The sequence below is a fragment of the Saccharopolyspora tripterygii genome, assembly GCF_054778355.1.
Map to the genome: position 1 here is coordinate 123,655 of NZ_BAAGZP010000015.1, position 26,393 is coordinate 150,047.

At 69.2% G+C, this 26,393-nt stretch carries 21 protein-coding genes; 10 read left to right on the plus strand and 11 right to left on the minus strand.

Going from position 1 to position 26,393, the window contains the following annotated elements:
- The first annotated feature begins 166 nt into the window (after positions 1 to 166).
- Positions 167 to 1,705 (plus strand): long-chain-fatty-acid--CoA ligase, encoded by a 1,539-nt coding sequence (locus ACYVF3_RS12500; protein ID WP_461154399.1) that lies wholly within the window; start codon positions 167 to 169, stop codon positions 1,703 to 1,705.
- A 1-nt stretch (position 1,706) separates the two neighbouring features.
- Here ACYVF3_RS12500 and ACYVF3_RS12505 read toward each other — a convergent pair whose 3' ends face one another.
- From ACYVF3_RS12505 to ACYVF3_RS12525, 5 genes are all read right to left on the minus strand, one after another.
- Entirely contained in the window at positions 1,707 to 2,873 is a 1,167-nt protein-coding gene (locus ACYVF3_RS12505) for an MFS transporter (protein ID WP_461154400.1), read from the minus strand.
- Complete coding sequence (locus ACYVF3_RS12510) at positions 2,870 to 3,517, minus strand: GntR family transcriptional regulator (RefSeq protein ID WP_461154401.1); 648 nt, start codon at positions 3,515 to 3,517, stop codon at positions 2,870 to 2,872. Before ACYVF3_RS12510 ends, ACYVF3_RS12505 begins: the two co-directional genes overlap by 4 nt.
- A gap of 538 nt (positions 3,518 to 4,055) precedes the next feature.
- Positions 4,056 to 4,484 (minus strand): FmdB family zinc ribbon protein, encoded by a 429-nt coding sequence (locus tag ACYVF3_RS12515; protein ID WP_461154402.1) that lies wholly within the window; start codon positions 4,482 to 4,484, stop codon positions 4,056 to 4,058.
- A 64-nt stretch (positions 4,485 to 4,548) separates the two neighbouring features.
- Complete coding sequence (locus ACYVF3_RS12520; RefSeq protein WP_461154403.1) at positions 4,549 to 5,367, minus strand: N-acyl homoserine lactonase family protein; 819 nt, start codon at positions 5,365 to 5,367, stop codon at positions 4,549 to 4,551.
- A gap of 12 nt (positions 5,368 to 5,379) precedes the next feature.
- On the minus strand, positions 5,380 to 6,495 hold the full coding sequence (locus ACYVF3_RS12525; protein WP_461154404.1) for an NDMA-dependent alcohol dehydrogenase: 1,116 nt from the start codon (positions 6,493 to 6,495) through the stop codon (positions 5,380 to 5,382).
- 386 nt (positions 6,496 to 6,881) lie between these two features.
- Here ACYVF3_RS12525 and ACYVF3_RS12530 point away from each other — a divergent pair, with 386 nt between their 5' ends.
- The 5 genes from ACYVF3_RS12530 (at position 6,882) to ACYVF3_RS12550 (ending at position 12,029) form a co-directional block, all read left to right on the plus strand.
- Entirely contained in the window at positions 6,882 to 8,123 is a 1,242-nt protein-coding gene (locus ACYVF3_RS12530) for an MmgE/PrpD family protein (protein ID WP_461154405.1), read from the plus strand.
- A complete protein-coding gene (locus ACYVF3_RS12535) occupies positions 8,120 to 9,277 on the plus strand; it encodes an acyl-CoA dehydrogenase family protein (protein ID WP_461154406.1) in 1,158 nt (385 codons plus the stop codon). The genes ACYVF3_RS12530 and ACYVF3_RS12535 overlap by 4 nt, the downstream gene beginning before the upstream one ends.
- Before the next feature lie 48 nt (positions 9,278 to 9,325).
- Positions 9,326 to 10,075: a GntR family transcriptional regulator gene (locus tag ACYVF3_RS12540; protein ID WP_461154407.1), complete on the plus strand. Its 750-nt coding sequence runs from the start codon at positions 9,326 to 9,328 to the stop codon at positions 10,073 to 10,075.
- A 31-nt stretch (positions 10,076 to 10,106) separates the two neighbouring features.
- Positions 10,107 to 11,249, plus strand: a complete 1,143-nt coding sequence (locus ACYVF3_RS12545; protein WP_461154408.1) for a CaiB/BaiF CoA transferase family protein — start codon at positions 10,107 to 10,109, stop codon at positions 11,247 to 11,249.
- A 180-nt stretch (positions 11,250 to 11,429) separates the two neighbouring features.
- Positions 11,430 to 12,029, plus strand: a complete 600-nt coding sequence (locus ACYVF3_RS12550) for a dihydrofolate reductase family protein (RefSeq protein WP_461154409.1) — start codon at positions 11,430 to 11,432, stop codon at positions 12,027 to 12,029.
- Here ACYVF3_RS12550 and ACYVF3_RS12555 read toward each other — a convergent pair.
- Entirely contained in the window at positions 12,011 to 12,556 is a 546-nt protein-coding gene (locus tag ACYVF3_RS12555; protein WP_461154410.1) for a CGNR zinc finger domain-containing protein, read from the minus strand. The two genes, ACYVF3_RS12550 and ACYVF3_RS12555, sit on opposite strands and share 19 nt — an antisense overlap.
- Positions 12,557 to 12,693: 137 nt before the next feature.
- Here ACYVF3_RS12555 and ACYVF3_RS12560 point away from each other — a divergent pair, with 137 nt between their 5' ends.
- On the plus strand, positions 12,694 to 13,956 hold the full coding sequence (locus tag ACYVF3_RS12560) for an MFS transporter (RefSeq protein WP_461154411.1): 1,263 nt from the start codon (positions 12,694 to 12,696) through the stop codon (positions 13,954 to 13,956).
- A 31-nt stretch (positions 13,957 to 13,987) separates the two neighbouring features.
- Here ACYVF3_RS12560 and ACYVF3_RS12565 read toward each other — a convergent pair whose 3' ends face one another.
- From ACYVF3_RS12565 to ACYVF3_RS12575, 3 genes are all read right to left on the minus strand, one after another.
- Positions 13,988 to 14,845 carry a sugar phosphate isomerase/epimerase family protein gene (locus tag ACYVF3_RS12565; protein ID WP_461154412.1) on the minus strand — a complete coding sequence of 286 codons (858 nt, stop codon included), beginning with the start codon at positions 14,843 to 14,845 and terminating at the stop codon, positions 13,988 to 13,990.
- A gap of 47 nt (positions 14,846 to 14,892) precedes the next feature.
- Complete coding sequence (locus tag ACYVF3_RS12570; RefSeq protein WP_461154413.1) at positions 14,893 to 16,236, minus strand: MFS transporter; 1,344 nt, start codon at positions 16,234 to 16,236, stop codon at positions 14,893 to 14,895.
- Between the two features lie 245 nt (positions 16,237 to 16,481).
- Positions 16,482 to 17,654 (minus strand): Gfo/Idh/MocA family protein, encoded by a 1,173-nt coding sequence (locus ACYVF3_RS12575; protein WP_461154414.1) that lies wholly within the window; start codon positions 17,652 to 17,654, stop codon positions 16,482 to 16,484.
- Between the two features lie 210 nt (positions 17,655 to 17,864).
- Here ACYVF3_RS12575 and ACYVF3_RS12580 point away from each other — a divergent pair, with 210 nt between their 5' ends.
- Positions 17,865 to 18,692, plus strand: a complete 828-nt coding sequence (locus tag ACYVF3_RS12580) for a sugar phosphate isomerase/epimerase family protein (RefSeq protein WP_461154415.1) — start codon at positions 17,865 to 17,867, stop codon at positions 18,690 to 18,692.
- Positions 18,689 to 19,774, plus strand: a complete 1,086-nt coding sequence (locus ACYVF3_RS12585) for a Gfo/Idh/MocA family protein (protein WP_461154416.1) — start codon at positions 18,689 to 18,691, stop codon at positions 19,772 to 19,774. Before ACYVF3_RS12580 ends, ACYVF3_RS12585 begins: the two co-directional genes overlap by 4 nt.
- Here the strand turns inward: ACYVF3_RS12585 and ACYVF3_RS12590 are convergent.
- Positions 19,719 to 21,071 carry an MFS transporter gene (locus ACYVF3_RS12590; RefSeq protein ID WP_461154417.1) on the minus strand — a complete coding sequence of 451 codons (1,353 nt, stop codon included), beginning with the start codon at positions 21,069 to 21,071 and terminating at the stop codon, positions 19,719 to 19,721. The two genes, ACYVF3_RS12585 and ACYVF3_RS12590, sit on opposite strands and share 56 nt — an antisense overlap.
- Before the next feature lie 404 nt (positions 21,072 to 21,475).
- Positions 21,476 to 22,174, minus strand: coding sequence for an isochorismatase family protein (locus ACYVF3_RS12595; RefSeq protein WP_461154418.1), 699 nt, complete (start codon positions 22,172 to 22,174; stop codon positions 21,476 to 21,478).
- Positions 22,175 to 22,488: 314 nt separating this feature from the next.
- On the opposite strand from ACYVF3_RS12595, the gene ACYVF3_RS12600 reads away from it, so the two are divergent.
- On the plus strand, positions 22,489 to 26,343 hold the full coding sequence (locus tag ACYVF3_RS12600; protein ID WP_461154419.1) for a hydantoinase B/oxoprolinase family protein: 3,855 nt from the start codon (positions 22,489 to 22,491) through the stop codon (positions 26,341 to 26,343).
- Positions 26,344 to 26,393 lie beyond the last annotated feature (50 nt).

Genomic DNA, 26,393 nt, shown 5'->3' on the forward strand with positions numbered 1-26,393 from the left:
CAACGCGCGGGAGCAGGTATTCCGATCCGGGTCCTGCCGGTGGTGCAGGCCACCGACCAGGGGATCGTCGGACACGACCGGCGTCGCGCGTGCCTGGCTCCGGATGGGCGATGCGTCGTAGGCTGATCGCGCGCATGGTCCGCTCGCCTCGACGAGGAGGTTCGCAATGGTCGCGGAGGACTCCCGCATCTACGACTTCGTCGAGCGGTGGACGGCCGAGAAGCCCGACGAGGAAGCCGTGGTCTTCGGCGAGCGCCGGTTGACCTGGGCGCAGCTCGACGACCGCGTCCGGCGCGCGGCCGGTGCGTTGCGGGCCTCCGGGGTCGGACCGGGTGAGCGCTTCGCCGTGGTGGACAAGAACCACCTCGCCTGCCTCGAACTGACCCTCGCGGCCTCGCTCATCGGCGCGGTCAACACCGTGGTCAACTTCCGGCTCGCCGCCGAGGAGCTCGTGCACGTGCTCAACGACTCCACGGCGCGAGTCGTGGTCGTCGGCGCCGAGTTCGCCGGGCTCGTGGACGAGGTGCGGGACCGGCTGCCGAACCTGCGCGAGGTGATCCCGCTCGGCGGTGACGACGACGAGTACGAGGAGCGGCTGGCCGTGGCCGATGCGGTCGCCGAAGCCCGTGAGTCCGGGCCGGACGACTGCTTCCTGCAGCTCTACACCTCCGGCACGACGGGCTGGCCGAAGGGCGCGATGCTGACCCAGCGCAGCATGATGGCCCACACCCGGGCGCTCACACCCGCCTACCGGATGGACGCCGACTCGATCGTCATCGTCGCGATGCCGCTGTTCCACGTCGGCGGCACGAGCTGGGCGCTGGGCAGCCTGAGCGCGGGTGCTCGCACCGTCCTCGTCCGCGAGATCGTCCCGGCCCCGCTGCTGGACCTCATCGAGAGAACCCGGGCGACGCACGCGTTCTTCGTCCCCGCCGTGATCCACGCGCTGCTGGAGGAGGGCGAGAGAGCGCGCACGGCGTCCGCGACGTTGGAGGTGCTCGGCTACGGCGGATCGCCCATGCCGGCTCCGCTGATGGCGCGGGTGCTGCGCTCGCTGCCGACCCCGCTCTACTCGGTGTACGGGATGACCGAGATGTCCGGCGTGTTCTGCGTCCTCGGGCCGGAGGAGCACCGCGACGAGCAGCGCACCCACCTGCGCGCGTCGGCGGGCCGGCCGCTGCCGGGCAACGAGGTCCGGGTCGTCGACCCGGCCACCGGTGAGGACGTCGAACCCGGTGAGCTGGGCGAGTTCTGGGTGCGCTCCGAGCAGCGGATGTCCGGCTACTGGAACCTGCCCGATGCCACCGCGGACACGATCACCCCGGAGGGCTGGTTGCGCACCGGCGACGCGGGTCGCGAGGACGACGATGGCTACCTCTACATCGAGGACCGGGTCAAGGACATGATCATCACCGGTGGTGAGAACGTCTACCCGGCCGAGGTCGAGCGGGTCGTCCTGGAATTCCCGGGCGTCGCCGAGGCGGCGGTGATCGGCACGCCCGATGAGAAGTGGGGCGAAAGCGTGACCGCCTACGTGGTCTGCGAGGACGGCGAGCCGGTCGACGAACGGGCACTGCTCGACTTCACCCGGTCGCGACTGGCCCACTACAAGTGCCCGAGGGCGGTGTCGCAGGTCCCCGCCCTGCCGCGCAACGCCACCGGCAAGATCCTCAAACGGCTGCTGCGCTCCGACCGCCCCGGGTGAGTCAGCCCGCGCGGTCGACGGGGAGCTTGCGCGCGAGGACTCCGGTGAGGGCCAGTCCCGCGGCGGTGACCCACAGGACGCCCGCGGCGCCGAGACCCGCCGCGACCGCTCCGACGGCTCCGGGGATGAAGACCTGTCCCGCGCGGTTGCCGGTGAGCCGCAAGGACATCGCCCTGCCGCGCGCTCCCGGTGGGGCGGACTCGGCGAGCCAGGACATCGTCAGCGGCTGGCCGACGCCGAGGCCGAATCCGGCGACGGTGACCGCGACGAGCAGCAGCCACACCGGCACCGGGGCCGCGGCGACGGTGATCCCGATGGCCGCGCCGAAGATGCTCAGGATCAGCAGCCGTCGTCGTCCGAGCACTTCCGAGAGGCGCCCGAGGAAGAACCGCGAAGCCATCGACGAGACGGCGCGCAGCACCAGCAGCGTGCCGATCAGCGAGGACGCGATGCCGCGTTCGGCCCCGAGCGCGGGCAAGTACACCAGCGAGATGTCGACCGCGGCGAGCACGGTGCACGCTGTGAGCAGCGCTCCGGCGAGTCCGGGCAGCCGCAGCAGCGAGCGGACGCCGACGTTCTCGGTCGCGGCCGGTCCGCGCTCGGCCCTGGTGTCGGAGATGGCGAAGGTGAGGGCGAAGAGCACGATCGCGATCGCGATGCTGCCCTGGAAGATCGGGGTGGTGTCCGGAATCGCCTGCGAGCCGCCGAAACCCACGATCATCAGCGGTCCCGCGGCCTGACCCAGCGAAGCGGCGAAGGTGTAGTAGCCGAACGCCGAGTCCATCCGTCCGCTGCTGGTGCTGTTGGCGACCAGCGCCTGCTGCCCGACGATCGCGCCCAGGTGGGCGGTGCCGAGCACGATGCTGCCCGCCACCAGGCCGGCGACGGTGTGACCGAGCGCGAGCAGGACAACCCCTGCGGCGCACATCAGCAGGCTTCCCGCCAGCATGACGCGACGTTCGCCGAGCCGGTCGACGATGTGCCCGGCCGGCAGCGCCAGCACGAGCGGGACCAGGGCGAAGCTGCCGGAGAGCACGCCGAGCAGCGACGGCGGGACGCCCAGCTCCAGCGCGCGGTAGGTGGTGGAGGGACGCAGGACGAAGGTGATCAGCTGGGTCAGCGTGGCGTGCGCGAGCAGCGTCCAGACCTGGCGGCTCGGCGTGGTCACTGCCAGAGCCTGCGGCTCGCCTGGACGGCGGCGAGGCTGCTGTCGATGTGCTCGTGCATCACCGCTGCCGCGCCGTCGGAGTCACCGGCGATGATCGCCTCGGCGAGCATCCGGTGCTCCTCGTCCTTCTTCGCCTCGGCCTCGGATCCGCGGTCGACCTCCAGCGCGAACCTGCGGTACCGGTCGGCCTTGTCCCACAGGGCTTCGAGGCTCTCGATGAGCAGATCGTTGTGCGAGGCGTGGTGGATCGCGCGGTGGAATCGCCGGTGGCGCAGCAGGTCGGCGACATCGGGGTTGCCGGGCATCGCGCGCAGGCCGTCCAGGGAGGCGCGGATCTCGGCGATGTCGTCCTTGGTGCGGCGGTCCGCGGCCAGCGAAGCCGCCAGCGGGTCCAGCGCGCGGCGCATCTCCAGCAGGTCGCGGTTCTCCTCCGCCTTGAGCTCGGTGACCTTGGCGTCGCGATGGGCGCCGAGCTCGACGAGCCCTTCGGCCTTCAACCGCCGCAGCGCTTCGCGGAGCGGGGTCGTGCTGATGCCGATGGTCTGGGCGAGGGTCGCCTGGTTGAGCACCGATCCGGGCGGGAACTCCCCGGAGAGGATCTTCTCGCGCACCGTCTCGTACGCCGCGTCGCTCTTCGTCCTCAACGGCGCAACGGCCTCTCCCACCCCGAAACCCCCACCGCTTATAACCTGAGCCAGAACACCCAGAACCCTAACTCCCGAACCCCACCCAACCCACCAACAGTGACGATGCCAACAGCACCCCAGAACTCTCCACCCCCGCACGCCCACGCCACCCGAACCACACCACCCCCAATCCGCGCAGCGGCCACGTCTTATAACCGTCCACAGGGCGACTCGCGCTCCACGATCCTCGCCCGGTCCCAGTTTTAGGGGTCGTTGCAGAATCACCTTGCTTGGCGGTGCGGGTAGCGGAACCTCACACGCCGCCTGGACTCCGTGCGCCACTCCTGATGTATGCCAATACACGGCGTCGCGGCGTACTCGCCAGACGACGGGTGAGAAATCCCCGCAGGGGAAGGCCACAGCGGTGCCAGCTGAGTCCCACACCTGAAACAGCGGCTCCGCCGCATTCTGAAACGACCCCTTAGTCCAAACCGAGCCATGATCATGTCCGAAATGTCGGCTCAGTTCGGACTAAAACTGGGAACTGGCGAGTGCGTCAGGTGTCGGGGGTGCGCCTGGCGCGGCTCGCCTCCGTTGCTGCGTGGTTGGCGTCGCCGGTGGTGGCGGCTCGGGCGGCCAGCTCCCGGTAGGTGAGGGGGTCGCGTTCGAAGCGGCCTTCGTGGGCGGCGACCGCTTCTCGTCGCTGCCGGTGCTCGGGATGGCGGTCCTCGAAGTCCCGGCGCTGCTCCACCGTTCGGCGCCAGTGGGCGATGGTGTCCCGGTCGCCGCGGTTGAGGCCTTCCCAGGACTGCGGCGCGGACGTCATCGGCGGCGGGGGCGCGGCTCGCCCGTGCATCGCGGGTGAGGGTGGGCGTCGCGTGGTGGTCGCGCCGCAGTCCGGGCACTCGGGTGCGGGGGAGGACCAGGACGCCACCATGACCTCGAACCGCGTTCCGCAGGTGCAGGCGTAGTCGTACATCGGCATGACCGCTCACCTCCGAGAGGAAGCGGCCGGCCGTCCCGCTCCAGGGGACGGCCGGCCGGGGAGATCAGGTGTAGTAGTTGCCGGGTCCGGTGCGCAGCTGGGTGATCTGCTCCGGGTCGTGGCCGTAGATCACCTGCGCGTTGGTGCGCTCCTGGATACCTCGGATCTTCTCCACGGATTCCAGCCACGCCACCGAGTCGTAGACGATGCCCGCCCCGATGGCCGGTGGTCCGTAGGATTCCCTGCGGTACAACGAGTCCGAGGCGAAGAGCATGGTTCCGGAGTCGGCGAGGTCGACCTGCAGGCTCATCGTTCCCCACGTGTGCCCGGGAGTGCGCAGCAACGTGACGCCGGGCAGCAGCTCGGTGTCCTCGCTGACGGTGTCCATCTCCAGCCCGTCGTAGTCGGACTTGATGTGCGCGCCCTTGTTGTAGCCGTCGAAGGAGAACGCGCCCTCCTTCTCCTTCTCATCGACGATGATCTTCGTGCCCGCTCGCTGCCAGAACTGCGCGTTGGCCGCGTGATCCATGTGCAGGTGCGACAGCACGAGGTAGTCGATGTCGCCGGGCTCGATCTCCAGCTGTTCGAGCCGCGAGTCCAGCCATTCCTGCTCGGGCACGGTGTCGACCGGGAAGAACTGGTCGAGACCGGTCGGGCCCCAGCGGTCCTCCCAGTCGCGCGGAACCCCCGCGTCCCACATCAGCTTCTGGCCGTTGGGGTGTTCCAGGTAGACGACGTGCGTCGGGACTTCGACCCAATCGCGCTGCTTCGAAGGCTGCTTCTGCGTGGCCATTCGGTTGGGGTCGATCAGCAGCCAGGTGAGGTCGGCGTGCATGGTTCCGGTCGGGATGATCGTGACCTTGATCTTGTCGTTGTCGGGCATGCCGAGCCTCCTTCACTGGTGCACGATGACGCCTCGGATGAGCTTCCCGTCCTTGAGGTCCTGGTAGCCCTCGTTGACCTGGTCGAGGGTGTAGGTCTTGGTGACGAGCTCGTCGAGCTTGAGACCGCCGGCGTTCCACAGCCGGAGCAGCTTGATGATGTCGTGCTGCGGGTTGCACGAGCCGAACTGCGCGCCCCGGATGACCTTCTCGTTGCGGGTGAACATCGCGCTGGGCAGCTGGATGGTCAGGTTCTCCGGGTTCGCCTGGCCGACCACCACGATCGTGCCGCCCTTTCCGACGATGTCGAACGCCTGCCGGACGACCACCTCGTCCATGACGCCGACGGTCAGGATCGCCTGATCGGCGCCCTCTCCCCAGGTGAGCTCGTTGACCTTGGCGGCCGCGTCCGCCGCGTCGGCGAAGACGTGGGTCGCCCCGAGCGCCAGCGCGGTCTCCCGCTTGAACTCCACGGGATCGACGACGACCACGTACTTGGCCCCGGCGTGCGCAGCGCCCTGGACGGAGTTGATCCCGACACCGCCGGATCCGTAGATCACCGCCGTGTCACCGGCTTTCACGCCTCCCGCGTTGACCGCGGAGCCCCAGCCCGTCGGTACGCCGCAGCCGGCGAGCACGGCCACCTCCAGCGGGAGCCACGGGTCGACCTTCACCGCGGAGCGGGCCGGAATGGTGGCGCGTTCGGAGAACGTGCCGAGCATGCACATCCCGCCGAGGTCGCGGCCGTCCCGGTGGTAGCGGAAGGTGCCGTCGGGCATGTGGCCCTTGAGGATGTTCGCGCCCAGGTTGCACAGGTTCGAGTGGCCGGAGGCGCAGTACCGGCAGACGCCGCAGCTGGGCATGAAGCTGCACACCACGTGGTCACCGGGCTCGACGTGCGTGACCCCGGGGCCGACCGCCTCGATGATCCCGGCGCCCTCGTGGCCTCCGACGATGGGGTACCGGGGTGAATCCCCGTAGACCCCGTCGGTCAGGTGCAGGTCGGAGTGGCACAGGCCGGCGGCGGTGAACTTGATTTGCACCTCGCCGACCTTCGGTTCGTCGACGTCGAGTTCGACGATGTCGAACTCCTTGCTTCCTTCTTCCAGGACTGCAGCGCGGGTCTTCATCGATCACCTCTGCGGACGTTTTCGGAAGTGCGAGGACGCGGGGTGAGGAGGTCGGCAGGAGAGGTGCGTCGCCCCTGGCGTTCCAGCGGGAACGCCGGTGCCGGTGGAGGTTGCGATCCGAGCCGGGAGGGGCCCGGCGGACTGGCGGGATTCGTACTCAGATATGTACGGCCAAAGCTCCAGCAGTTTCTCGCTGCGTGCGGAGGGTGTCAAGTCGAGAGTCGGAATCCGCGTTCTGCCAAAGGGATTAGTCCACGATCCCGGGCGTTGACAGATGGTGGTCGCGCTTGCACAATTGGCCGTACATTATTCGACCCTCGCGGTACCCGCAGCGACTCCCGGTCCGGGGTTCGCGTCGCGCGCACCGTGCACGATCGGGAGCGCGGATGACATCGACCGCTGAGGCGCTGGCGCGGTGGGCGCACGACCTCGTCCCGGAGCCCGTGGATCTGGTCCTCGCGCAGCGCTCCCTGGTCGACACCCTCGCGGTCACCCTCGCCGCTCGCGACGACGAGCTGGTCGGCATCGCTTCCGGGCTGCCCGATGCGGCGCGCTGGGCGGCCGTGGGGCACGTGCTGGACTTCGACGACCTGCACATGGAGTCGACCACGCACATCAGCGTGGTCTGCGTGCCCGCGACGCTCGCGGCCGGTGGCGATGCGCGGGCCTACCTGGCGGGAGCCGGGGTCATGGCGCGCATCGGCGTCGCGCTCGGCTGGTCGCACTACGCCGAGGGCTGGCACGCGACGTGCACGGCCGGAGCGCCCGGCGCGGCCGTCGCCGCCGCTGTCGCCCTCGGGTTGTCGCCCGAGCGGATCGCGACGGCGATCGCCCTCGCGGTGCCCGCGGCCGGCGGCGTGCAGCGCGCGTTCGGCACCTCCGGCAAGTCCCTCCAGGTCGGCTTCGCCGCGGAGGCCGGGGTGCGGGCGGCCCGGTTGTCGGCGGCCGGCGCCACGGCGGACCCGAGTGCTTTGGACGCCTGGCTGCACCTGGTCGGTGGTGACCCCGGCAGGATCGCCGTGTCCGGACCTGCGGTTCCCGGCGGCCTGGCGATCAAGATGTTCCCGTGCTGCTACGCGCTGCAACGCCCGATCAGCGCTCTGCGCGAGCAGTTGCCGGGCCCGATCGCGCCCGACGAGGTGGACGAGATCGTGGTGCGCACGCCCGGATGCGCGGTGCAGCCGCTGATCCACCACCGGCCGAAAACCGGTCTGCAGGGCAAGTTCAGCATGGAGTACGCCGTCGCGGCGGCCGTTCTGGACCCGCACCCCGGCTTCGCCAGCTTCACCGACCAGGCCGTGAACCGGGCCGAAGCCCAGCGCCTCGTGCGGCGGGTGGCGGTGGAGGAAGCACCGGGTGGGGACTGGCTGCTGGCCGGCCAGGTCGAGATCACTGCGTCCTTGCGGGACGGAACCCGGCACGCCGTCGAGCTGGAGCTGCCCCCGGGATCCCCCGGCAGACCTCCGTCCGAACAGGACATGGACGCGAAAGTCGCCGACTGCGGACGTGATGTTCCCGAACTGCTGTCCGGAGTGGACTGGGAGCGGGCTTCCGCGCTCCTCGCCGATCAGTTTCCCGGCACCACGACCGGCGTACCGATGAGCCGACACGAGAAGGACCCCGCGTGAACACCCTGAACGAGCAAGAGCAGGCGATCGTCGACACCGTGCGCGATTTCGTCGACCGCGACGTGCGCCCGGTCGCCCGCGACCTGGAGCACGCCAACGAGTACCCCGAGGAGCTCATCGAGCAGATGAAGCGGCTGGGCATCTTCGGCCTCGCCGTCCCCGAGCCCTACGGCGAAGTCGCCGTGTCCACGCCGTGCTACGTGCAGGTCACCGAACAGCTCGCGCGGGGCTGGATGAGCCTGGCAGGCGCGATGGGCGGGCACACGGTCGTCGCCAAGCTGATCCACACCTTCGGCACCGAGCAGCAGAAGCAGCGCTACCTGCCGAAGATGGCCACCGGCGAGGTCCGCGCCACGATGGCGCTCACCGAACCCGGCGGTGGCTCCGACCTGCAAGCGCTGACGACCCGCGCGGTCCGCGACGGCGACCACTACGTGATCAACGGGTCGAAGACGTGGATCACCAACGCTCGTCGCTCGCAGCTGATCGCGCTGCTGTGCAAGACCGATCCGGGCGCGGAACCGAGGCACCGGGGGATCAGCATCATCCTGGTGGAACCCGGCGACGGGTTCACCGTCTCCCGGGACCTGCCCAAGCTCGGCTACAAGGGCGTGGAGAGCTGCGAGCTGTCCTTCACCGACCACCGCGCCCCGGTGGACGCGCTGCTCGGCGGCGAGGAGGGCCGGGGTTTCGCGCAGATGATGAAGGGTCTGGAGATCGGGCGGATCCAGGTCGCCTCCAGAGCTCTGGGAGTCGCCCGCGCAGCGCTCGACGACGCGCTGCGCTACTCGCAGGAGCGGGAGAGCTTCGGCAAACCGATCTGGAAGCACCAGTCGGTCGGCAACCACCTCGCCGACATGGCCACCAAGTACACCGCGGCCCGCCAGCTGGTGATGTTGGCCGCCGACCGCTACGACGGCGGCGAGCGCTGCGACATGGAGGCGGGCATGGCCAAGCTCTACGCGTCGGAGGCCGCGATGGAGATCGCGCTCGACGCGGTCCGCGTGCACGGCGGTTACGGCTACTCCACGGAGTTCGACGTGGAGCGCTACTTCCGCGACGCGCCGCTGATGATCGTCGGCGAGGGCACCAACGAGATCCAGCGCAACGTCATCACCTCCCAGCTGATCGCGCGCGGCGGACTCGATGGATGATCACCCCATGACCACCGCGAACTCGGGACGACCGACGGGCCTTCGGGAATGAGCACCAGGGAGCACGGCGGCGAAGCGGCGTACAAGGTCCTCGCCCGCGAACTGCGGCAGGCGATCCTGCAGCGCCGCTACGTCGACGGCACGCGGCTGCCCACCGAGGCGGAACTGGCCGACGAGTACGAGGTCAGCCGCCAGACGGTGCGCCGCGCCTTCCACGACCTCGTGGCCGAGGGCATGGTCTACCGCGTGCCCGGGCGCGGAACGTTCGCCGCTCCTCGCGACGGCCAGTACCTGCGCCAGTTCGGGTCCATCGAGGACCTGATGGGGCTGTCGCTGGACACCCAGCTGGAGGTGCTCCGGCCGTTGCGCAGGCAGGTCGACATCGAAGCCGCCAGTCGTCTCCGGCTCGACAGCGATGTCGTGCACACGGTGGTCTTCCGCCGCACGCACTTCGGTGATTCGTTCTGCCACACCACGGTTCACCTGCATCCCGCTGCCGCGGCCGCCCTCGATGACGTGCCGGAACTCGGGCAGGAGGGGGCGGTCAGCGATGCCACGATCATCGGACTGCTGGACACGCGCTTGCCCTCGCCGATCGCGGAAGCCGAGCAGAGCATCACCGCTGCGGCTGCCGAGCGCACGCTCGCCGACGCGCTCGGCTGCCACGTCGGTGACCCGCTGCTGCGCGTGGACCGGATCTACCTCAACACCGAGCAGCAACCGGTCGAGCTGGCGATCAACCACTTCTTGCCCGAGCAGTACTCCTACCGCGTGAAACTCCGCCGCAGCACGCACTGACGCCGCTCACCACAACCGGGAGGACGAGCACATGCTTCCGCTCGAGGGCATCGTCGTGGTCGCCCTGGAACAGGCCGTCGCCACACCGTTCGCGAGTCGCCAACTGGCCGACCTCGGCGCGCGGGTGATCAAGGTGGAACGGGAGGGCGGCGATTTCGCCCGCGACTACGACGCCACGGTCAACGGGATGTCGAGCCACTTCGTGTGGCTCAACAGGAACAAGGAGAGCGTCGTCCTGGACCTCAAGTCCGAGGGAGGGCGGGAGGCGATGCACAAGCTGCTGGCCAAGGCCGACGTGTTCCTGCAGAACCTCGCGCCCGGCGCCGCGGCGCGGTTGGGGTTCGGCGCCGAGGAGCTGCGCTCGCGTCACCCGAGGCTGATCATCGGCGACCTGTCCGGTTACGGGAGCGACGGGCCCTACCGCGACAAGAAGGCCTACGACCTGCTCGTGCAGTGCGAGGCCGGGCTGGTCTCGATCACCGGTGGCCGGGAGGAGCCGGCGAAGGCGGGCATCTCGGTCGCCGACATCGCGGGCGGCATGTACACCTACTCCGGAGTGCTCACCGCGCTCTTCCAACGCGAGCGCACGGGTGAGGGGAGCGCTTTCGAGGTGTCCCTCCTGGACGCTCTCGCGGAGTGGATGGGATTTCCGTACTACTACACGGTGTACGGCGGCAAGTCCCCGTCGCGGACCGGCGCGCGGCACGCCGCGATCGCGCCGTACGGCCCGTTCCACGCCGGGGACGGATCCCAGGTGTTCCTGGCGGTCCAGAACGACCGCGAGTGGCGGAAGTTGTGCGAGATGGTGCTGGAACACCCGGACCTGGCGGATGATCCGAGGTTCGCCACCAACCCGGATCGCGTCGACAACGAGCGGGAACTGACCGCCGCCATCGAGGCCGCGTTCGCCGAGCTGGCCGCGGACGACGTCGTCGAGCGCCTGGACCGGGCCCAGATCGCCAACGCCCGGATGCGCACCGTGCAGGAGTTCGCCGACCACCCCCAGCTGGCAGAACGCAATCGCTGGCACGAGGTCGACTCACCGGTGGGCACACTCCGAACCTTGCACCCCCCGGTGACCGCGCCCGGACGCGCACCCCGCATGGACCCCATCCCCAGCATCGGCGAGCACACGGAAGCCGTCCTCGCCGAACTCGACGAAGACCCCGCCTGACGCAGTGATCAGAGCTCGTCGGTGTGGCCTGCTGCGGCGGTAGCCGTCCACCCACCCGACGAGCGTCCCCGGTCGACCTCAGGCGGTTGCGTCAAAGCTGGCGCCCTTCGTGCGGTGCGGTCCTGGGTGGCGCAGACTCGGGGGAGTGCCGTCCGGACTGGAGAGCGACGCACGGGCAGGGTGATCAGCGACATCACGGTGTCGGCCGACGGGTATTCCGCCGGGCCGAACCAGAGCGAGCAGCGGCCGTTCGGCGAGGACGGAGGCGACGGCTGGGGCAGCGCGCTGCACGCGTGGATGTTCGACGGCGCCGCGGAGAACCGCGCCGAGATCGACCAGGTGGCCGCCGCAGGCGCGTTCATCATGGGCCGCAACATGTTCGGTCCGGTCCGCGGGGAGTGGGATCGGCCGTGGAACGGCTGGTGGGGTGACGATCCTCCTTTCCACGCGCCGGTTTTCGTCCTCACCCACCACGCGCGCGAGCCGCAGCCGATGGACGTCGGCACCACGTACCGCTTCGTCACCGACGGGATCGAGGCGGCGCTCGCTCAGGCGCGCGCCGCCGCAGGCGACCGCGACGTGGCGGTCCAGGGCGGCGCGACTACCATCAACCAGTACCTCGCCGCAGGCCTGCTCGACGAGTTGCGGCTGCACATCGTGCCGCTCGTTCTCGGCGCGGGCACGCGGGTGTTCGAAGGCGTGCCACCGCTGACGCTGGAGCAGGTGAGCGCCCGGGGCACGAGCCGGGTCCTCCACGTGACCTACGCGGTGCGCCCCTGAGACGGGCGGCTGCGGCCGGCGAAGGTGCGGGCCTTGCTGCGGTTGCCGCAGACCCGCATGGAGCACCAGCGGCGGCTGCGGTTCTTCGTCGAGTCCCAGAACACCCAGCCGCAGTCCTCGGCGGGGCACCGCTTGACCCGTGCGATCTCGCCGGTGAGCAGCGTGGAGGCGAGCGCTGCGGCGATGGTCGCGAGCGCGCGCGACGTCGCGGGCAGCTCTGGATCGGGGTGCAGCACCGACCCCGGCGTGAGCGAGACCAGCAGCGGGAGTTCGCGCAGAACCGGGGTGGCGTCGGCGAGCACGTGCGAGCGCTGCTCCTCGGTGCCGAGCAGTTCGCGGACACCGCTGCGCAGCCGCAGGCAGCGGTCGTGGTCGGCGCCGGTCACCCGCGGTGTTCGGGCGGTCAGACCGGTGGTGACAAGCCATCGGGCGAGGTGGCTCGGTTGGCTCAGCGCGTCGGTGCCGTCCTCGACGTCGAGCGTGTTGGCGAAGGAGATCACCAGCTCCGCGTGCGGTGACGGTTCCACGATGCGCACCTCCTCCCCAGCCGCCATTAACCGGTCAAGTCTCTGACAGGTTATCCGTTGGCCTGATGCGGCGCCACGGATCCCGCTACGCTCATCACCACCTAAGTGCGTTAGATGGTTATGACGGAGGGGTGCTGATGGACGGGCTGGCCGAACGATCCGGGACCGCGCGGACGGGTGATCGCAGCGGGCACAACACCCTCGTGCTGGTGGTGTTCACGGCGATCACCAACCTCGCGGACGGCGTGCTGAAGATCGCCCTGCCGCTGCTGGCGACGACCCTGACCCGCTCGCCCGGCCTGGTCGCGGCCGTGTCGCTGGCCCTGACGCTGCCGTGGTTGCTCACCGCGCTGCACGTGGGCGTGCTGGTGGACCGGTTCGACCGGCGCGCACTGCTGTGGCTCGCGAACGGGATGCGCCTGCTGACCCTCGCCGCCCTGCTCGCGGCGTGGACCTCCGATGGTCTGGGGTTTCCGCTGCTGCTGGCCGGCAGCGCCGCTCTGGGCGTGGCCGAGGTGATCGCGTCGACCTCGGCGATGGCCCTGACCCCGTCAGCTGTGGGCCCGCAGTGGCGGGAGCGGGCGAACGCCTGGATCACCGGTGCCGAAACGGTGTGCAACGAGTTCTGCGGTCCGTTCGTCGGCGGCCTGCTGGTCGCGGTCGGCAGCACCTTCGCGCTCGGCGCCACCGCTGCCGGGTACGCGCTGGCCACCGCCGTGCTGGTGCTGCTGGTCGGCCGATTCCGAGTCGTGCGAGAGCACCGGGAGGTGAGCGTCAGCGCGCGGATCGGAGAGGGGCTCCGATACGTGTGGGAGCGCCGCCTGCTGCGGCTGATGGCGCTGGTGCTGACCGTGCTGTGCTCCTGCTGGGGAGCCTGGCTGGCGCTGATGCCGCTGATGGCCACCACCGTCTTGGGCCTCGGGCCTCGGGAGTACGGGATGCTGCTCAGCGCGCTGGGAGCGGGCGGGCTCGTCGGAGCGCTGAGCGTCACCGCCCTCAACCGCCTGATGGGGCAGCGCTGGGTGCTGTTCGCCGACCTCGTCGGCACGTTCGCCATGGTCATCGCACCGGTGGTGACCACCGAGCCGTGGGTGCTGGCGGCCGGAGCGTTCTTCGGCGGGATGGGCGGCACGTTGTGGGCCGTCAACGCCCGCACCATCGCCCAGCACCTCGTCGAACCCGAGATGATGGGCCGCTACAGCGCTGTGGCGCGGCTGTTCAGCTGGGGCGCGATGCCGGTGGGCGCCGGTTCGGTCGGGTTGCTCGGCGAGCTCTTCGGGATGCGCGCCGCGCTGGCCGTGTTCGCCGTCGCGGTGCTGATCACGATCCCGCCGTTCCTGCGCACCATGACACCGCAGGTCCTGGCTTCCGTCGAGCAGCGCCCGGCACCGGGCCGGTGAATCCCCGCTGGAACCCACCGGCCAGGTGCCGCTAGTAGCCGATGCTGCGGAGGTAGTCGCGGGAGTCGCGGAGGCAGTCCATCGGGTCCCGGCCGTACTGGTCGTCCTGCTCGACGAAGAAGTAGTCCGCGCCGGCTCGTCGCGCGGCCGGCAGGAGCGCCGGCCAGTTCATGTTGCCCTGCCCGACTTCCGCGAACTGGACGTTGGTGTTGAACAGGGTCATGAACCGGGCGCGGTCCTCGGGATCGCCCGAGGCCAGCAGTTCCGCAGACTCCGGCGGCAGCGGGAGCACCCGGAAGTCCTTGAGGTGGATCGTCTTGCAGATCCCCGAGTACTCCGCGAGCATGTCCAGCGGTGCCATGCCGCCGCGCTGCACCCAGAACAGGTCGACCTCGAAGGCGACCGACGCTGCTACCCGGCGGACCAGGTCGAAGATCCGTTCGCCCTCGTACTGCGCGAGGTCGACGTGGTGGTTGTGGTAGAGCAGCGTGATGCCCTCGCGCCCGAGTCGCTGGGCCTGCGCTTCGCACTCCGCGGCCCAGGCCTCGCACGCGGACTTCGACGACATCGCGTCGTGGGGCATCATCCCGATCCGCACGTAGCGGGTGCCCAGGCGTCGGCAATCGCCGACGATCTTGTCGAAATCGGTGTCCAGGGCGTCGCCGGTGGCGAACGCGGTGCGCTCAAGGGCCACCGACAGCGCGCCGACGTCGAGACCTAGTTCCGTGATGCCCTTTTCGAGCCCGGCGGTGTTCGCCTCGTCCATCGGGATCTGCGAGACCTCGACCGCGTCGTAACCCAAGTCCCGCACTTGCCTCAGGACCGGGAACATGCCTTGCTCCGCGACCTGCTGCTTGAGCATCATCATCTGAACGCCGAGAACTGCCATGCGATCTCCCTGGTGTGCGGTGGGTGCGGAGCCGTTCCGGGCTCCGGTCAGAACGTGCCCGCTTCGACTGCGGCGGTGCGCTCGGCCTGCTTGGCGACGTCGGCGGGATAGGTCTTGTAGAAGGCGAACCAGTACAGCGCGTTGATCAGGTAGGGGATGGTCACGAGGTAGAACATCACCTGCGTCGTGCCCAGGGCCTCGCCGAGGAATCCCATCGCCAGCGTCAGCAGAGCCGAAAGACCGCCCTGGATCAGGGAGAACAGCGCGGCGAAGGCGGTGGCCGACAGCTGCGTCGGCGCGACGGCCGACACCATCGGCAGCACGCAGGCGGAGAACCCGATCAGCACGATCAGTCCGAAGAGGAACATCACCACGTACGCGGCGAAGCCCTTGCCCCAGTCGAACTGCAGCGCCACTACCGACATCCCTGCGACGGCGGCCAGGTAGATCTGCATCAGCATGACCCGTCCCTTGTGGCCGAACCGCTTGACGAACCAGTCGCCGACGAACGACGACAGGGCCATGCCGCCGGAGAACACGGAGTAGAGCAGGGCTGCCGAGGGCACTTCCCAGCCGCGCGCGTCGACCATGAAGGTGACGAAGTAGGTGAACAGGACCAAGCTGGTGACCAGCGGGAGCATGCCGGCCAGCAGTGCGATGGTGGGGATCTTGAACAGCTTGACGGCGTCGGAAAGGCGGAACCGGCCGACCTCCGGGTCGTCGGCCACCGCGGTGCGGCGCCGCGGTTCCTTGACGAACAGCAGGATCCCCACGCCGGAGAGCACGCTGAGCCCGCCCATCGCGAACATCCCGTAGCGCCAGCCCTCGGGGTTCTTGGCGAACAGGGCGATGGCGGGTCCGAGGGCCATGCCGATCAGCGAGCCGAGCGAGCGGACGGTTCCGTAGGCGCGCCCGCGCTTCTCGTCGTCGAAGAGGTCACCGAGGAGCCCGTTGGTGATGGGTTCCGAGGCGACCGTGCCCAGCACGCCGATGCTGTAGAGGACGAGCAGCGTGGTGAAGTTCGGTGCGAGACCGGCGGAAGCCGTCCACAGCCCCCACAGTCCGGTCACGATGAACAGCACCTTCTTGCGGCCGAACCGGTCGGCGGCCATCGCCCACAGCGGCCCGGCGATCATCCGGGCGAAGCGGGACAGGCTCGCCATGATGCCCAGCGCGCCCAGGCTGAGCCCGAACGCGTCGCGGATCAGCGGGAAGAAGTTGTTGATCAGGCTGTTCTCGGAGTTGTCGATCGCGCTCGCCGCGGCGAGCGTTCCGATGGCCTTGCCGTTGCCCTTCGAGGGTGTCGCTCGCGGCGAATCCGGTTCCACCGCGAGGTTTCCGGTAGTCGACGTGCCTGAGGAGTCGGAACCTGGTGGGTGGTTCGCGCTCATCTCGGGTTTCCTTTCGCCGGGCGCTCACCGTTGCGCGACCGCGGGTGTGTGGGCGGGACGGCGGTGAACCTCCGTTGTCCCGCCCGGAGTGCGCTCCATTGCGACAGACGTCACAACGGGACAGAAGTGGTTGCCGCCAGTTGCAACCGGTAGGAAATCGGCCGGTCGCGGTGCTGTTCGGCGCATGCGCGCACCACTTCCCGGCGTCCGCCTGCCCAGGCGCACGCCGGTCGCGGAACGCAGCGTCAGGCGCCGGTCGGACGCTCGGGGAACACACCCTCCTGCCGAATCCGCTCGTTGAGCTCGGAGAGGTAGAGGTCCTCGTCGAAGTCGATCGGGACTTCGCGCCCGAGCCAGCTGGAGAGGTGGATCGCGTTGGCGAGCCGCACGCCGTTGATGCCGTCGCTGCCCGGTGCCATCAGCGGGGTGCCGTCGAGGATGTTCGCCGCGAAGTTCTCCAGCACGCCCGAGTGCTGCTCGCCCCAGGCGGATGCGAACTCCAGGACCTCCTGCGTGTAGTACGTGGTCGGGTCCAGCTCGCCCCTGAAGAGCTTGCGGACGTCGTCCATGCCCATGGCGCTTGACAGCTCGCGCTCGTCGGCGACCAGCCGGGTGATCGTGGCGGTCTTGGACCCGTCGACGACGATCTTGCCGCGGTCGCCGAGGATCTCCAGCCGATCGGTTCCCGTCAGGTCGTGCACGCAGGTGACGAAGGTGCCGGTGGCTCCGCCGCCGTAGTCGACCACCGCGGTCACCTCGTCCTCCACGGCGATGTCCCGGCGGAACCCGTAGGCGACCTTGGAGGACACCGACTGCGGAACACCGCAGATCCACTGCCACAGGTCCAGCTGGTGCGGCGCCTGGTTGACCAGCACGCCGCCGCCCTCACCGCCCCAGGTGGCCCGCCACGCGGACTGCTCGTAGTAGCCCTGCGGTCGCCACCAGGTGGTGATGATCCAGTTCGTCCGCCGGATCGCACCGATCTCCCCGTCGTCCACGATCTGCTTGATCCGCTGGTACAGGGGGTTGTTGCGCTGGTTGAACATGATCCCGAACGTCAGCTCGGGGTGCTGCGCGGCGAAGTCGTTGAGCTCCCGGACCTGCTTGGTGTAGACCCCGGCGGGCTTCTCCACCAACGCGTGCACACCGGCGGCCAGGGCGTCGATCCCGATCTCCGCGTGCAGGTAGTGCGGCACGGTCGTCACGACCGCGTCGACCTCACCACCGGCCAGCAGCGACCGGTGATCGGCGTGCACCGGCACGGCGTGCTCGTCGGCGGCGGCAGCTCGGCGCTCCGGGTCGGTGTCGGCGATGGTACCGATCTCCACGTTCGGGACCAGGCCCTCGGTGATGAACTTCGCGTAGGCGGAGCCCTGGGCCCCGAAACCGATGATCCCGAGGCGGACCTTCCTGGGCATGGGCGGATCTCCTTCGTCTGGTGAGCATGCCGGCGGACTCGTGCGGTCGACTGTGCGGTTCCGCCCCGGGCTCGACAACGGGTTGCCAGCTGTTTCCGCATCGCCTCGACTGTCCGGGTGGCAACAAACGGCAACAGGTAGGAGGGCCACGTGCTGCGCTCCATGGTGAGGGGGCACCGTTCCGGCCCCGCTCAGTGAGGAGCACGCCGCATGTGGACGCTTTCGGGATTCTCCGACGAGATCTCGCCGGACTTGCAGGAACAGGCCGCGCTGCTGTCCGAGCTCGGGTTGTCCCACCTCGAATTCCGCAGCGCGTGGCACACGAACGTGCTCGACCTCGATGCCGATCAGCTCGCGCGGGCCGAGGAGATCCTCGGCGCCCACGGCCTGCGGGTGTCGAGCATCGGGTCCCCGATCGGGAAGATCTCCCTCGACGACGACTTCGAAGCCCACCTCGACCGCGCCCGGCACGCGGTCGAGGTCGCGCACCGCTTCGGCGCCGGCTACATCCGCGTCTTCTCCTTCTACCCGCGTCCCGGCAGCGATCCCGACGACGCCCGCGACGAGGTGCTGCGGCGGATGCGGGCGCTGGCCGACGTGGCCGAGCGGGGCGGAGTCGTGCTGCTGCACGAGAACGAGAAGGAGATCTACGGCGACATCCCGCGACGGTGCGTCGACATCCTGGAGTCGGTGGGATCGCCGAACCTGCGCGCCGCGTGGGACGCGGCGAACTTCGTGCAGGTCGGCGTCCGGCCCTTCACCGAGGGCTACCGGGAGATTCGCCCGCACCTGGAGTACGTGCAGATCAAGGACGCGCACCTCGCCGGCGGGGAGGTCTGCGCGGCCGGTCGCGGCGACGGCGAAGTGGTGCAGACCGTGCGGGCGTTGCGGGAGGACGGATTCGACGGGTTCTTCTCCCTCGAACCGCACCTGTCCCAGGCGCACGCCCTCGGCGGGTTCTCCGGCCCCGACCTGTTCACCGAGGCGTGGAAGGCCTTCACCGAGATCCTGAACTCCGAGGGGATCGAGCACCGATGACCACCACAGCGGTGATCGGATGCGGCGACGTCTCGTCGGTCCACCTCGACGCCGTTGATGCGCTCGACGGGGTCGAGCTGGTCGGGGTCTGCGACGCGGACCCGGCGGTGCTGGCCGCCGCTGCAGAGCGGTGCGGAGCTCCCGGCTTCACCGACCACCGGGCGCTGCTGGCCCGGCTGCGCCCGGACGTCGTCCACATCTGCACCCCGCACCACCAGCACGTGCCGGTGGCGGTGGACTTCCTCGACGCCGGGGTGCACGTGCTGCTCGAAAAGCCGGTGGCGCACCGGCTCGACGAGGCCGAGCGACTGGTCGAGGCCGCTGAGCGCAGCGCGAGCCGGGTGGGCGTGTGCTTCCAGAACCGCTACAACCGCACCGCGCAGACGGCCCGCGACGTGATCGAGTCCGGCGAACTGGGTGCGGTGCTCGGCGCGACCGCCTCGGTGCTGTGGACCCGCACCCCGGACTACTACCGCGCCAAGCCGTGGCGAGGGCGCTGGGACACCGCCGGCGGAGGTCTGCTCATCAACCAGGCGATCCACACGCTCGACCTGGTGCAGTGGCTCGTCGGGGACGTGGTGGACGTCGAGGGCAACGCCTCCACCCGCCTCTACCGGGACCTCATCGAGGTCGAGGACACCGCGGAGATGCTCCTGACCCACGCGAGCGGAGCCCGCAGCCTCGTCTTCGGCTCGTTGGCGAACGTGGTCCACGCACCGGTCACGATCGACATCACCTTGGAGCGCGGAAACCTCTCCCTCCGCGGCGACCTGACCATCACCCGCCAGGACGGCCGGGTCGAGTCGGTCGCCGAGCGCCGGGCCTCGTCGAGCGGGCGCTCCTACTGGGGCCTGTCCCACGAAGCCCTCATCCGCGACTTCTACGCCGGTCTGGACGCGGAGGAGCCCTTCTGGATCAGCCCTCGCGAAGCGACGAAGTCGTTGCGCATCCTCACAGACGTCTACGCGCAGAGCGCTCTCGGGCCCGGTGCGAGCGCCGGTCCCGAGGGCGGTCTCCGATCGCGAGTCACCGGTCGGCTGGGGAGCGGTGCGGCGAATCCACCTCTCCACCTGCCGAAGTGACGGCACGGCCGGCGGTCTCGGGCAGCGAGGCCGCCGCCGCGAACGCGAGGAGGGCGACGACCGTCAGGTAGATCGCGGGCGCCAGCTCGTTCCCGGTCGTCGAGACCAGCCAGGTCGCCACGAACGGCGCGGTACCGCCGAAGAGCGCGTAGGCGACGTTGTAGGTCACCGCTGACGCGGTGAACCGCACGCGGGTCGGGAACACCTCGGAGAGCAGGACCGCGGTCACCACGTTGGCGGTGACCGCGCCCGCGGCGATCATCAGCTGACCGAGCAGCGCACCGCCGAACGAGCCCGTCGAAGCCAGCAGATAGCCGGGAACGGTGAGCACGGCGAGCGCTCCGGCGGCGGCGAACATGGTGCTGCGCCGCCCGATCCGGTCGCAGATCCGGCCGATCGGCGGGGCGGCGGCGACGGCGACGAGCAGCGCCAAGACGTTGGTGGCCAGGACGACGTCGGCGTCCATGCCCACGGTGACCTTCAGGTAGGTCGTCATGTAGGTCGAGAACAGGTAGAAGGACAGCGCGGTGAGCATGATGAAACCGCCGAGGCGCAGCATCGCCGAGCCCTGCGTCCTGAGCGCATCGCTCAGCGGTGAGTGCTTCCGCTGCTGCGAACCGAGCTCCTGGAACGCGGGACTCTCGCTCAGGCGCCTGCGGATGAAGAACCCGACCAGCCCGAGCGGCAGCGCGAGCAGGAACGGGATGCGCCAGCCCCACTGCGCCATCGCTTCCTCAGGAATGATCAGTTCCAGCGCGAAGGCCAGCGACGCGGCGGCGGCGAACGCGGCGAACGTGGCCGCGGGCAGCCAGCTCGCGACCCGCGCGCGGCGGTCCGCACCTGCGTGCTCGATCAGGTAAGTGCAGGCACCGGCGTACTCGCCACCCGCGCTGGCTCCCTGCACGCAGCGGGCCAGCGCGAGCAGCAGGGGAGCGGTGATGCCGATCGTGGCGTAGTTCGGGAGCACCCCGATGACGCCGGTCGACACCGACATCAAGATGACCGTGATGGCCAGAACGGCCTTGCGCCCGAGGCGGTCGCCCAGCGATCCGAACACGACGCCGCCGAGGGGGCGCATGGCGAAGGCGACGGCGAACACGGCGAAGGTCTGGAGCAGGCCGGCGGTGGTGTCACCGCTGGGGAAGAACTCGTTCGCGATCGCGGTGGCGAAGAAGCCGTAGATGGCGAAGTCGAACCACTCGACGAGCGTGCCGGCGGCGGCCGCGACGGTCACCTTTCGGATCTCAGCGCTCTCTACGTGATCGTGGGCGTCCGGTGGCATCGAGTCTCGTGGCATGTCAACTCCGCTGTACGGGACGGGCAAGTGGCTTCCAGGGCAAGTCGTGCCGCTACGTTAGTTGCTATGACGGCAACTAAGAAGGTCTAGCGGCAACCACTCCTTCCGTCAGCGAACGGTCACGGTTCCCGCGCTCAGGGCTACCTGGCTGCTGATGAAGACGAAACAGCCATGAAATAAGGGAGTGTCGGAGCTCACGACGGTAACAGATGTGAAATCCGGCAACCTTCGTCCGCTGCAGCCAGCTCCGAGTCGGGCAACATGATTGGTCCTGTGGCAACGGGCTATCCCTGCGCGGAAGGTCGCCCGCCGGTGCGGGACGGGATGGCGAACGGTGGCGAAGACCGATCGCTACCGTTCGCACCGCGGGTCGACCGACGACGAGGGAGTCGGAGCTCAGCGGCTCACGGGGCGCTGGTCTCGCTGAACTTCGGCAGTTTCCCGAGGTAGTCGAGCACGGCGGACAGCGGCTCGACGTCGCCGAACTTGGCGTCGATGTCGAAGAGGTTCCACTCCACGACGCCCTGGACCCGGTCGCCGACGGCTTCGCGCACGACGATCGGCCGGAACCCCTCGGCGATGGCGTCCTCGACGGTGTGCCGCACGCAGCCGGCCGCCGTCACGCCGGTGATGATCACGGTGTCGATGCGGTTGACCGTCAGGTATTGCTGGAGGTTCGTCCCGGGGAAACCGCTGGCCCGCTTCTTGGTGATGACCAGCTCGTCCGGTTCGGGGGCGATGCGGGAATCGATCTGCACGGCCTCGCTGCCCTTCTGGAGCAGCTCGACCGGGATCTTGTTGACCCACAGGCCCATGTCAGACGGTTTGCCGGGGTCGGTCACCTCGTAGGCGGTGGTCGTGTAGATCACCGGCACGCCCTTGCTCCGCGCTGCTTCGTTGAGCTGCTGGCACGCCGGGATGATGGTGTCCATCTTCTCGCAGGTGAACGCATGGCCGGGCCGGGTCCACGCGTTCGCCATGTCGATGTGCACGATCGCCGGCCGCTTGCCGTAGCCGACCCGGCGCTGGAAGCCGCGCTTCTCGTACTCGGCGGAGTCGTTGGCGAACGTCCGCTCCAGCAGCTCCCGCAGTTCCTGCGACATATGACCATCTCCTCTGCGACGGCGGGCCGTCAGAGCACTGCCCGCAATGTTGCCGTAGATGCAATCTAGTTGGCGGCATGGCGACGGGCAATGGTTTGGCTTCGGCTGATTACCGAGGTGCGCCGTCCAGATAGCGCTGACTGGAGCTGTGGCCGGCACGGCAGGGCCGCATCTCGCGATGGCGAGGTGTTGACCTATTGGACACGCTGTTGGCAGAGTTCATGGTCGAAGTGACTGCGGTCACGAGCAGTGGCTGCCAGCCGATCTCGCGATGACCGCGCCCAACGCTCCCCGCCGGTGAGGAGACGATGCAGATGAAACGTGTCGGAGTCGATGTCGGTGGGACGTTCACCGACCTGTACTTCTCGGACGATGCTTCGGGCCGAGTGGTCATCGAAAAGGTTCCGTCCACTCCGGACGATCCGTCGCAGGGCGTGCTGCACGGATTGCGCCTGCTGTGCGAGAAGGCCGCGGTCGAACTGCGCGATGTCGACCAGCTCGTGCACGGAACGACGGTCGCCACCAACATCGCGCTGACCCAAACCGGGGCCGAGGTCGGGCTCATCACCACCGATGGCTTCCGCGACATCCTGCACATCGGCAGGCACAAGAAGCCGTACAACTTCTCGCTGCAGCAAGACCTCCCGTGGCAGTCCTCACCTCTGGTGAAACGGCGTCACCGGCTGACCGTGCGGGAACGCATCGCCACCCCTGACGGGCAGGTCGAAGTACCGCTCGACGACCAGGAGGTGCGCGAGAAGGTGCGCGAGCTGCGCGACGCCGGGGTCGAGGCGATCGCCGTCTGCCTGCTGCACTCCTACCTCAACTCCGCGCACGAGCAGCGGATCAAGCAGATCGTCGCCGAGGAGTACCCGGAGTGCTACCTGTCGGTCTCCAGCGACGTGGTCCCGCTGTACCGGGAGTACGAGCGCTTCTCCACCACGGCGCTCAACGCCTACGTCGGTCCGAAGGTGTCGCGCTACCTCGCGGACCTGGCCGCAGCGGTCAAGGAACTCGGTTACACGCGCGACATCCTGCTGATGCAGTCCTCCGGCGGCATGCTGCCGGTCGAGCTCGCCGCTGAGCAGCCGGTCAACCTGCTGATGTCCGGACCGGTCGCCGGTCTGCTCGGCGGGATCTGGGCGGCGGAGCTCGCAGGGTTCGACAACGTGGTCACCCTGGACATCGGTGGTACTTCGGCCGACATCGGGGTGGCCCCCGGCGGGCAGCTGCGGATGCGGCACCTGCTGGATACCAAGGTCGGTGACTACCAGGCCATGGTGCCGATGGTCGACATCGACACGATCGGCGCCGGTGGCGGTTCGATCGCCTACGTCGATGAGGGCGGTGTGTTCCGGGTCGGTCCGCAGTCAGCGGGTGCCCGGCCGGGTCCGGCGTGCTACGGGCACGACGGCACCCTGCCCACCTCGACCGACGCGCAGGTCGCGCTGGGCAGGCTGCGCAGCAGGCGGGGTCTGGCGGGCGGTGGCACCCAACTCGACGTCGAGGCGGCCCGAACCGCGATGGCGACCGTTGCCGACCCGCTGGGCATGAGCACCGAGGAAGCCGCTCTGGGCGCGTTGCAGGTGCAGCGCTTCGGCATGACTCAGGCGATCGAGCTGAACTCGGTGCGTCGCGGGTACGACCCGCAGGAGTTCACCCTGGTGGCCGAGGGCGGAGCAGGACCGCTGTTCGCCTGCGAGATCGCCGGTGAACTCGGGATTCCGCGCGTTCTCGTGCCGCCGCACCCGGGCACCATCGCGGCCAACGGACTGCTGGCCACCGACCAGCGCTACGAATTCGCCGCCACCGAGCGGCACGTGCTCGACCGGGTCGACAAAGCGCGGCTGGCCCATAGGTACCGGGAGCTCACCGCCGAGGCCAACGCGCGCCTGGACGCCGACGGGATCCCGCAGGAGGCCCGCGAGCTGCGCAGCCTCGCCGACTGCCGGTACGAGGGACAGGGCTACGAGGTCCGTTTCGAGATCCCGCCCGGCGAGATCACCGACGACTGGCTGGACGAGCTCCGCGAGGCCTTCCACCAGGCGCACGAGACCGAGTTCGGGCACCGCTTCGCCACCGGCGGAGTGGAGATCGTCAACATCCGGGTGGTCGGCGTCGGCGAGGTGGAGCGGCTGCCCGCTCCGCGCGCCAAGGACGTGAGCGGCGGGCTTTCGGCTGCTCTGCTCGACACCCAGGACGTCGTGTTCGATGTGGACGGAAAGCCGACTCCGTGCCCCACCCCGTTCTACGACCGGGGCCGGCTCGGTGCCGGGCAGCAGATCGAAGGCCCGGCGATCATCGAGCAGTACGACACCACCACGGTCGTGCCGATCGGGTTCATCGCGAACGTCGACCAGCACGGCAACCTCGTGGTCGAGTGCCCGGTGCGGGAGGTGAAGGTCGAGGACGCGCTGGCGACACCGATCCGGATGCGGGTCATCGGCGGTGGATTCTCCTCCATCGCCAAGGAAATGGCCTCGGTTCTGTTCCGGATGGCCTACTCGTCGATCATCCGCGAATCCGAGGACCTCGGTGCGGGAATCTTCGACGCCGCGGGCAACGTGCTGGCCGAATCGGATTCGACACCGATGTTCATGGGTGCCATGCCCAAGATCGTGCGCGGGGTGCTGGAACTGCTCGGTGATGACATCCACGAGGGCGACGTCATCCTGCACAACGACCCGTACCTCGGGGCGACGCACTCGCCGGACGTGGCCGTGGTGACGCCGATCTTCCACGAGGGCGATCTGGTCGGTTTCGCCGGTGCTTCCGGCCAGTTGCTCGACATCGGCGGCGCCTACCCGGGACTCGCCGTCGACCTGGTGGACAACAAGGCCGAAGGGCAGATCTTCCGCGCGGTCAAGATCGTTGATCGCGGAGCGCGGCAGACCGCGCTGCTCGATCACATCCTCGCCAACACCCGAACGCCCACGCACAACGCGGGCGATCTGGAGGCCATGATGGCGGCCTGCGACCTGGCGCAGCGGCGGTTCCTGGACCTGGTGACGCGGTACGGGCGGGATTCGGTTCTGGACGCGGGGCGCTCGTGGATCGACTACTCGGAGCGGATGCTGCGCTCGCGCATCGCCGAGGTGCCGGACGGCGAGTACGAGACCGACGTCGGCTACCTCGACGACGACGGCCGCAACCACGGCGAGAAGCTGCCGATCAAGGTGAAGGTGATCGTCTCCGGGGATGAGATCACCTACGACCTCACGGGTTCGAGCCCGCAGGTGCCGACCGCCTACAACTGTCCCTACGAGGGCACCACGGTGTCCGCGTTCGCGTTCATCACCCGGATGATCTTCCTGGACGAAGCCGTCCACCCGGTCTTCGTCCCGCAGAACGAGGGGATGTTGAGGCCGGTCAACGTGATCGCGCCAGAGGGGACGATCTTCAACCCGACCTTCCCGACGGCGTGCTTCGCGCGCTTCTGCCAGGTGCAGCGCGCCGTGGACCTGGCGCTGCGGGCGCTGGCACCGGTGCTTCCCGAGCAGATCACCGCGGGCAACTCGGCGCACCTGCACTTCATGTCGTACTCCGGCTGGAACGAGCAGGACGGTGAGTACTGGGTGTACCTGGAGGTCAACGAGGGGTCCTACGGCGGGCGCCCGGACCGGGACGGGCTCGACTCGGTCGACTGCCTGATCGCCAACACCCGCAACAACCCGATCGAGGAGCTCGAATGGCGGTTCCCGATGCGCACCGACCGCTACGAGCTGCGCGACGAGCCCTGCGCGGCCGGTGAGTTCCGCGGTGGGATCGGTGTGGTGCGGGTCAACCGCTTCCTCACCGACACCGTGGTGACGTGCGAAGGGGAGCGGCACGAATCCGACGTGCCGTGGGGTGTCTTCGGCGGCCAGGACGGTTGCAACGCATCGCTGGTGAAGAACGTCGGCGGTGCGGACGAGCAGTCCTGGCCGTCGAAGGTGACCGCTCGCTCGTTGCGCGCGGGGGACTCCCTGGAGATCAAGGTGCCGAACTCGGGCGCCTACGGCGACCCTTTCCGCAGGGATCCGGAGAAGGTGCTCTCCGACGTCCTGGACGGGTACACCACGGTCGACCTCGCCGAACAGGACTACGGGGTCGTGATCGAACCGGGAAGCATGTCGGTCGACACCGTCCGGACCGGTGAGCTGCGCGCCGCGAGGCCGGGCGGCAGATGAGGTGCAGGTGGTGGCTTCGCACCTGCGCGGAGCCACCACCACGCGCCGCT

Bases quoted from the DNA above. Each gene is read 5' to 3' on its own strand.
- ACYVF3_RS12500 (WP_461154399.1), top strand. From the start codon at position 167: ATGGTCGCGGAGGACTCCCGCATCTACGACTTCGTCGAGCGGTGGACG.
- ACYVF3_RS12515 (WP_461154402.1), bottom strand. From the start codon at position 4,484: ATGCCGATGTACGACTACGCCTGCACCTGCGGAACGCGGTTCGAGGTC.
- ACYVF3_RS12520 (WP_461154403.1), bottom strand. From the start codon at position 5,367: ATGCCCGACAACGACAAGATCAAGGTCACGATCATCCCGACCGGAACC.
- ACYVF3_RS12525 (WP_461154404.1), bottom strand. From the start codon at position 6,495: ATGAAGACCCGCGCTGCAGTCCTGGAAGAAGGAAGCAAGGAGTTCGAC.
- ACYVF3_RS12530 (WP_461154405.1), top strand. From the start codon at position 6,882: ATGACATCGACCGCTGAGGCGCTGGCGCGGTGGGCGCACGACCTCGTC.
- ACYVF3_RS12540 (WP_461154407.1), top strand. From the start codon at position 9,326: ATGAGCACCAGGGAGCACGGCGGCGAAGCGGCGTACAAGGTCCTCGCC.
- ACYVF3_RS12545 (WP_461154408.1), top strand. From the start codon at position 10,107: ATGCTTCCGCTCGAGGGCATCGTCGTGGTCGCCCTGGAACAGGCCGTC.
- ACYVF3_RS12560 (WP_461154411.1), top strand. From the start codon at position 12,694: ATGGACGGGCTGGCCGAACGATCCGGGACCGCGCGGACGGGTGATCGC.
- ACYVF3_RS12565 (WP_461154412.1), bottom strand. From the start codon at position 14,845: ATGGCAGTTCTCGGCGTTCAGATGATGATGCTCAAGCAGCAGGTCGCG.
- ACYVF3_RS12570 (WP_461154413.1), bottom strand. From the start codon at position 16,236: ATGAGCGCGAACCACCCACCAGGTTCCGACTCCTCAGGCACGTCGACT.
- ACYVF3_RS12575 (WP_461154414.1), bottom strand. From the start codon at position 17,654: ATGCCCAGGAAGGTCCGCCTCGGGATCATCGGTTTCGGGGCCCAGGGC.
- ACYVF3_RS12580 (WP_461154415.1), top strand. From the start codon at position 17,865: ATGTGGACGCTTTCGGGATTCTCCGACGAGATCTCGCCGGACTTGCAG.
- ACYVF3_RS12585 (WP_461154416.1), top strand. From the start codon at position 18,689: ATGACCACCACAGCGGTGATCGGATGCGGCGACGTCTCGTCGGTCCAC.
- ACYVF3_RS12590 (WP_461154417.1), bottom strand. From the start codon at position 21,071: ATGCCACGAGACTCGATGCCACCGGACGCCCACGATCACGTAGAGAGC.
- ACYVF3_RS12595 (WP_461154418.1), bottom strand. From the start codon at position 22,174: ATGTCGCAGGAACTGCGGGAGCTGCTGGAGCGGACGTTCGCCAACGAC.
- ACYVF3_RS12600 (WP_461154419.1), top strand. From the start codon at position 22,489: ATGAAACGTGTCGGAGTCGATGTCGGTGGGACGTTCACCGACCTGTAC.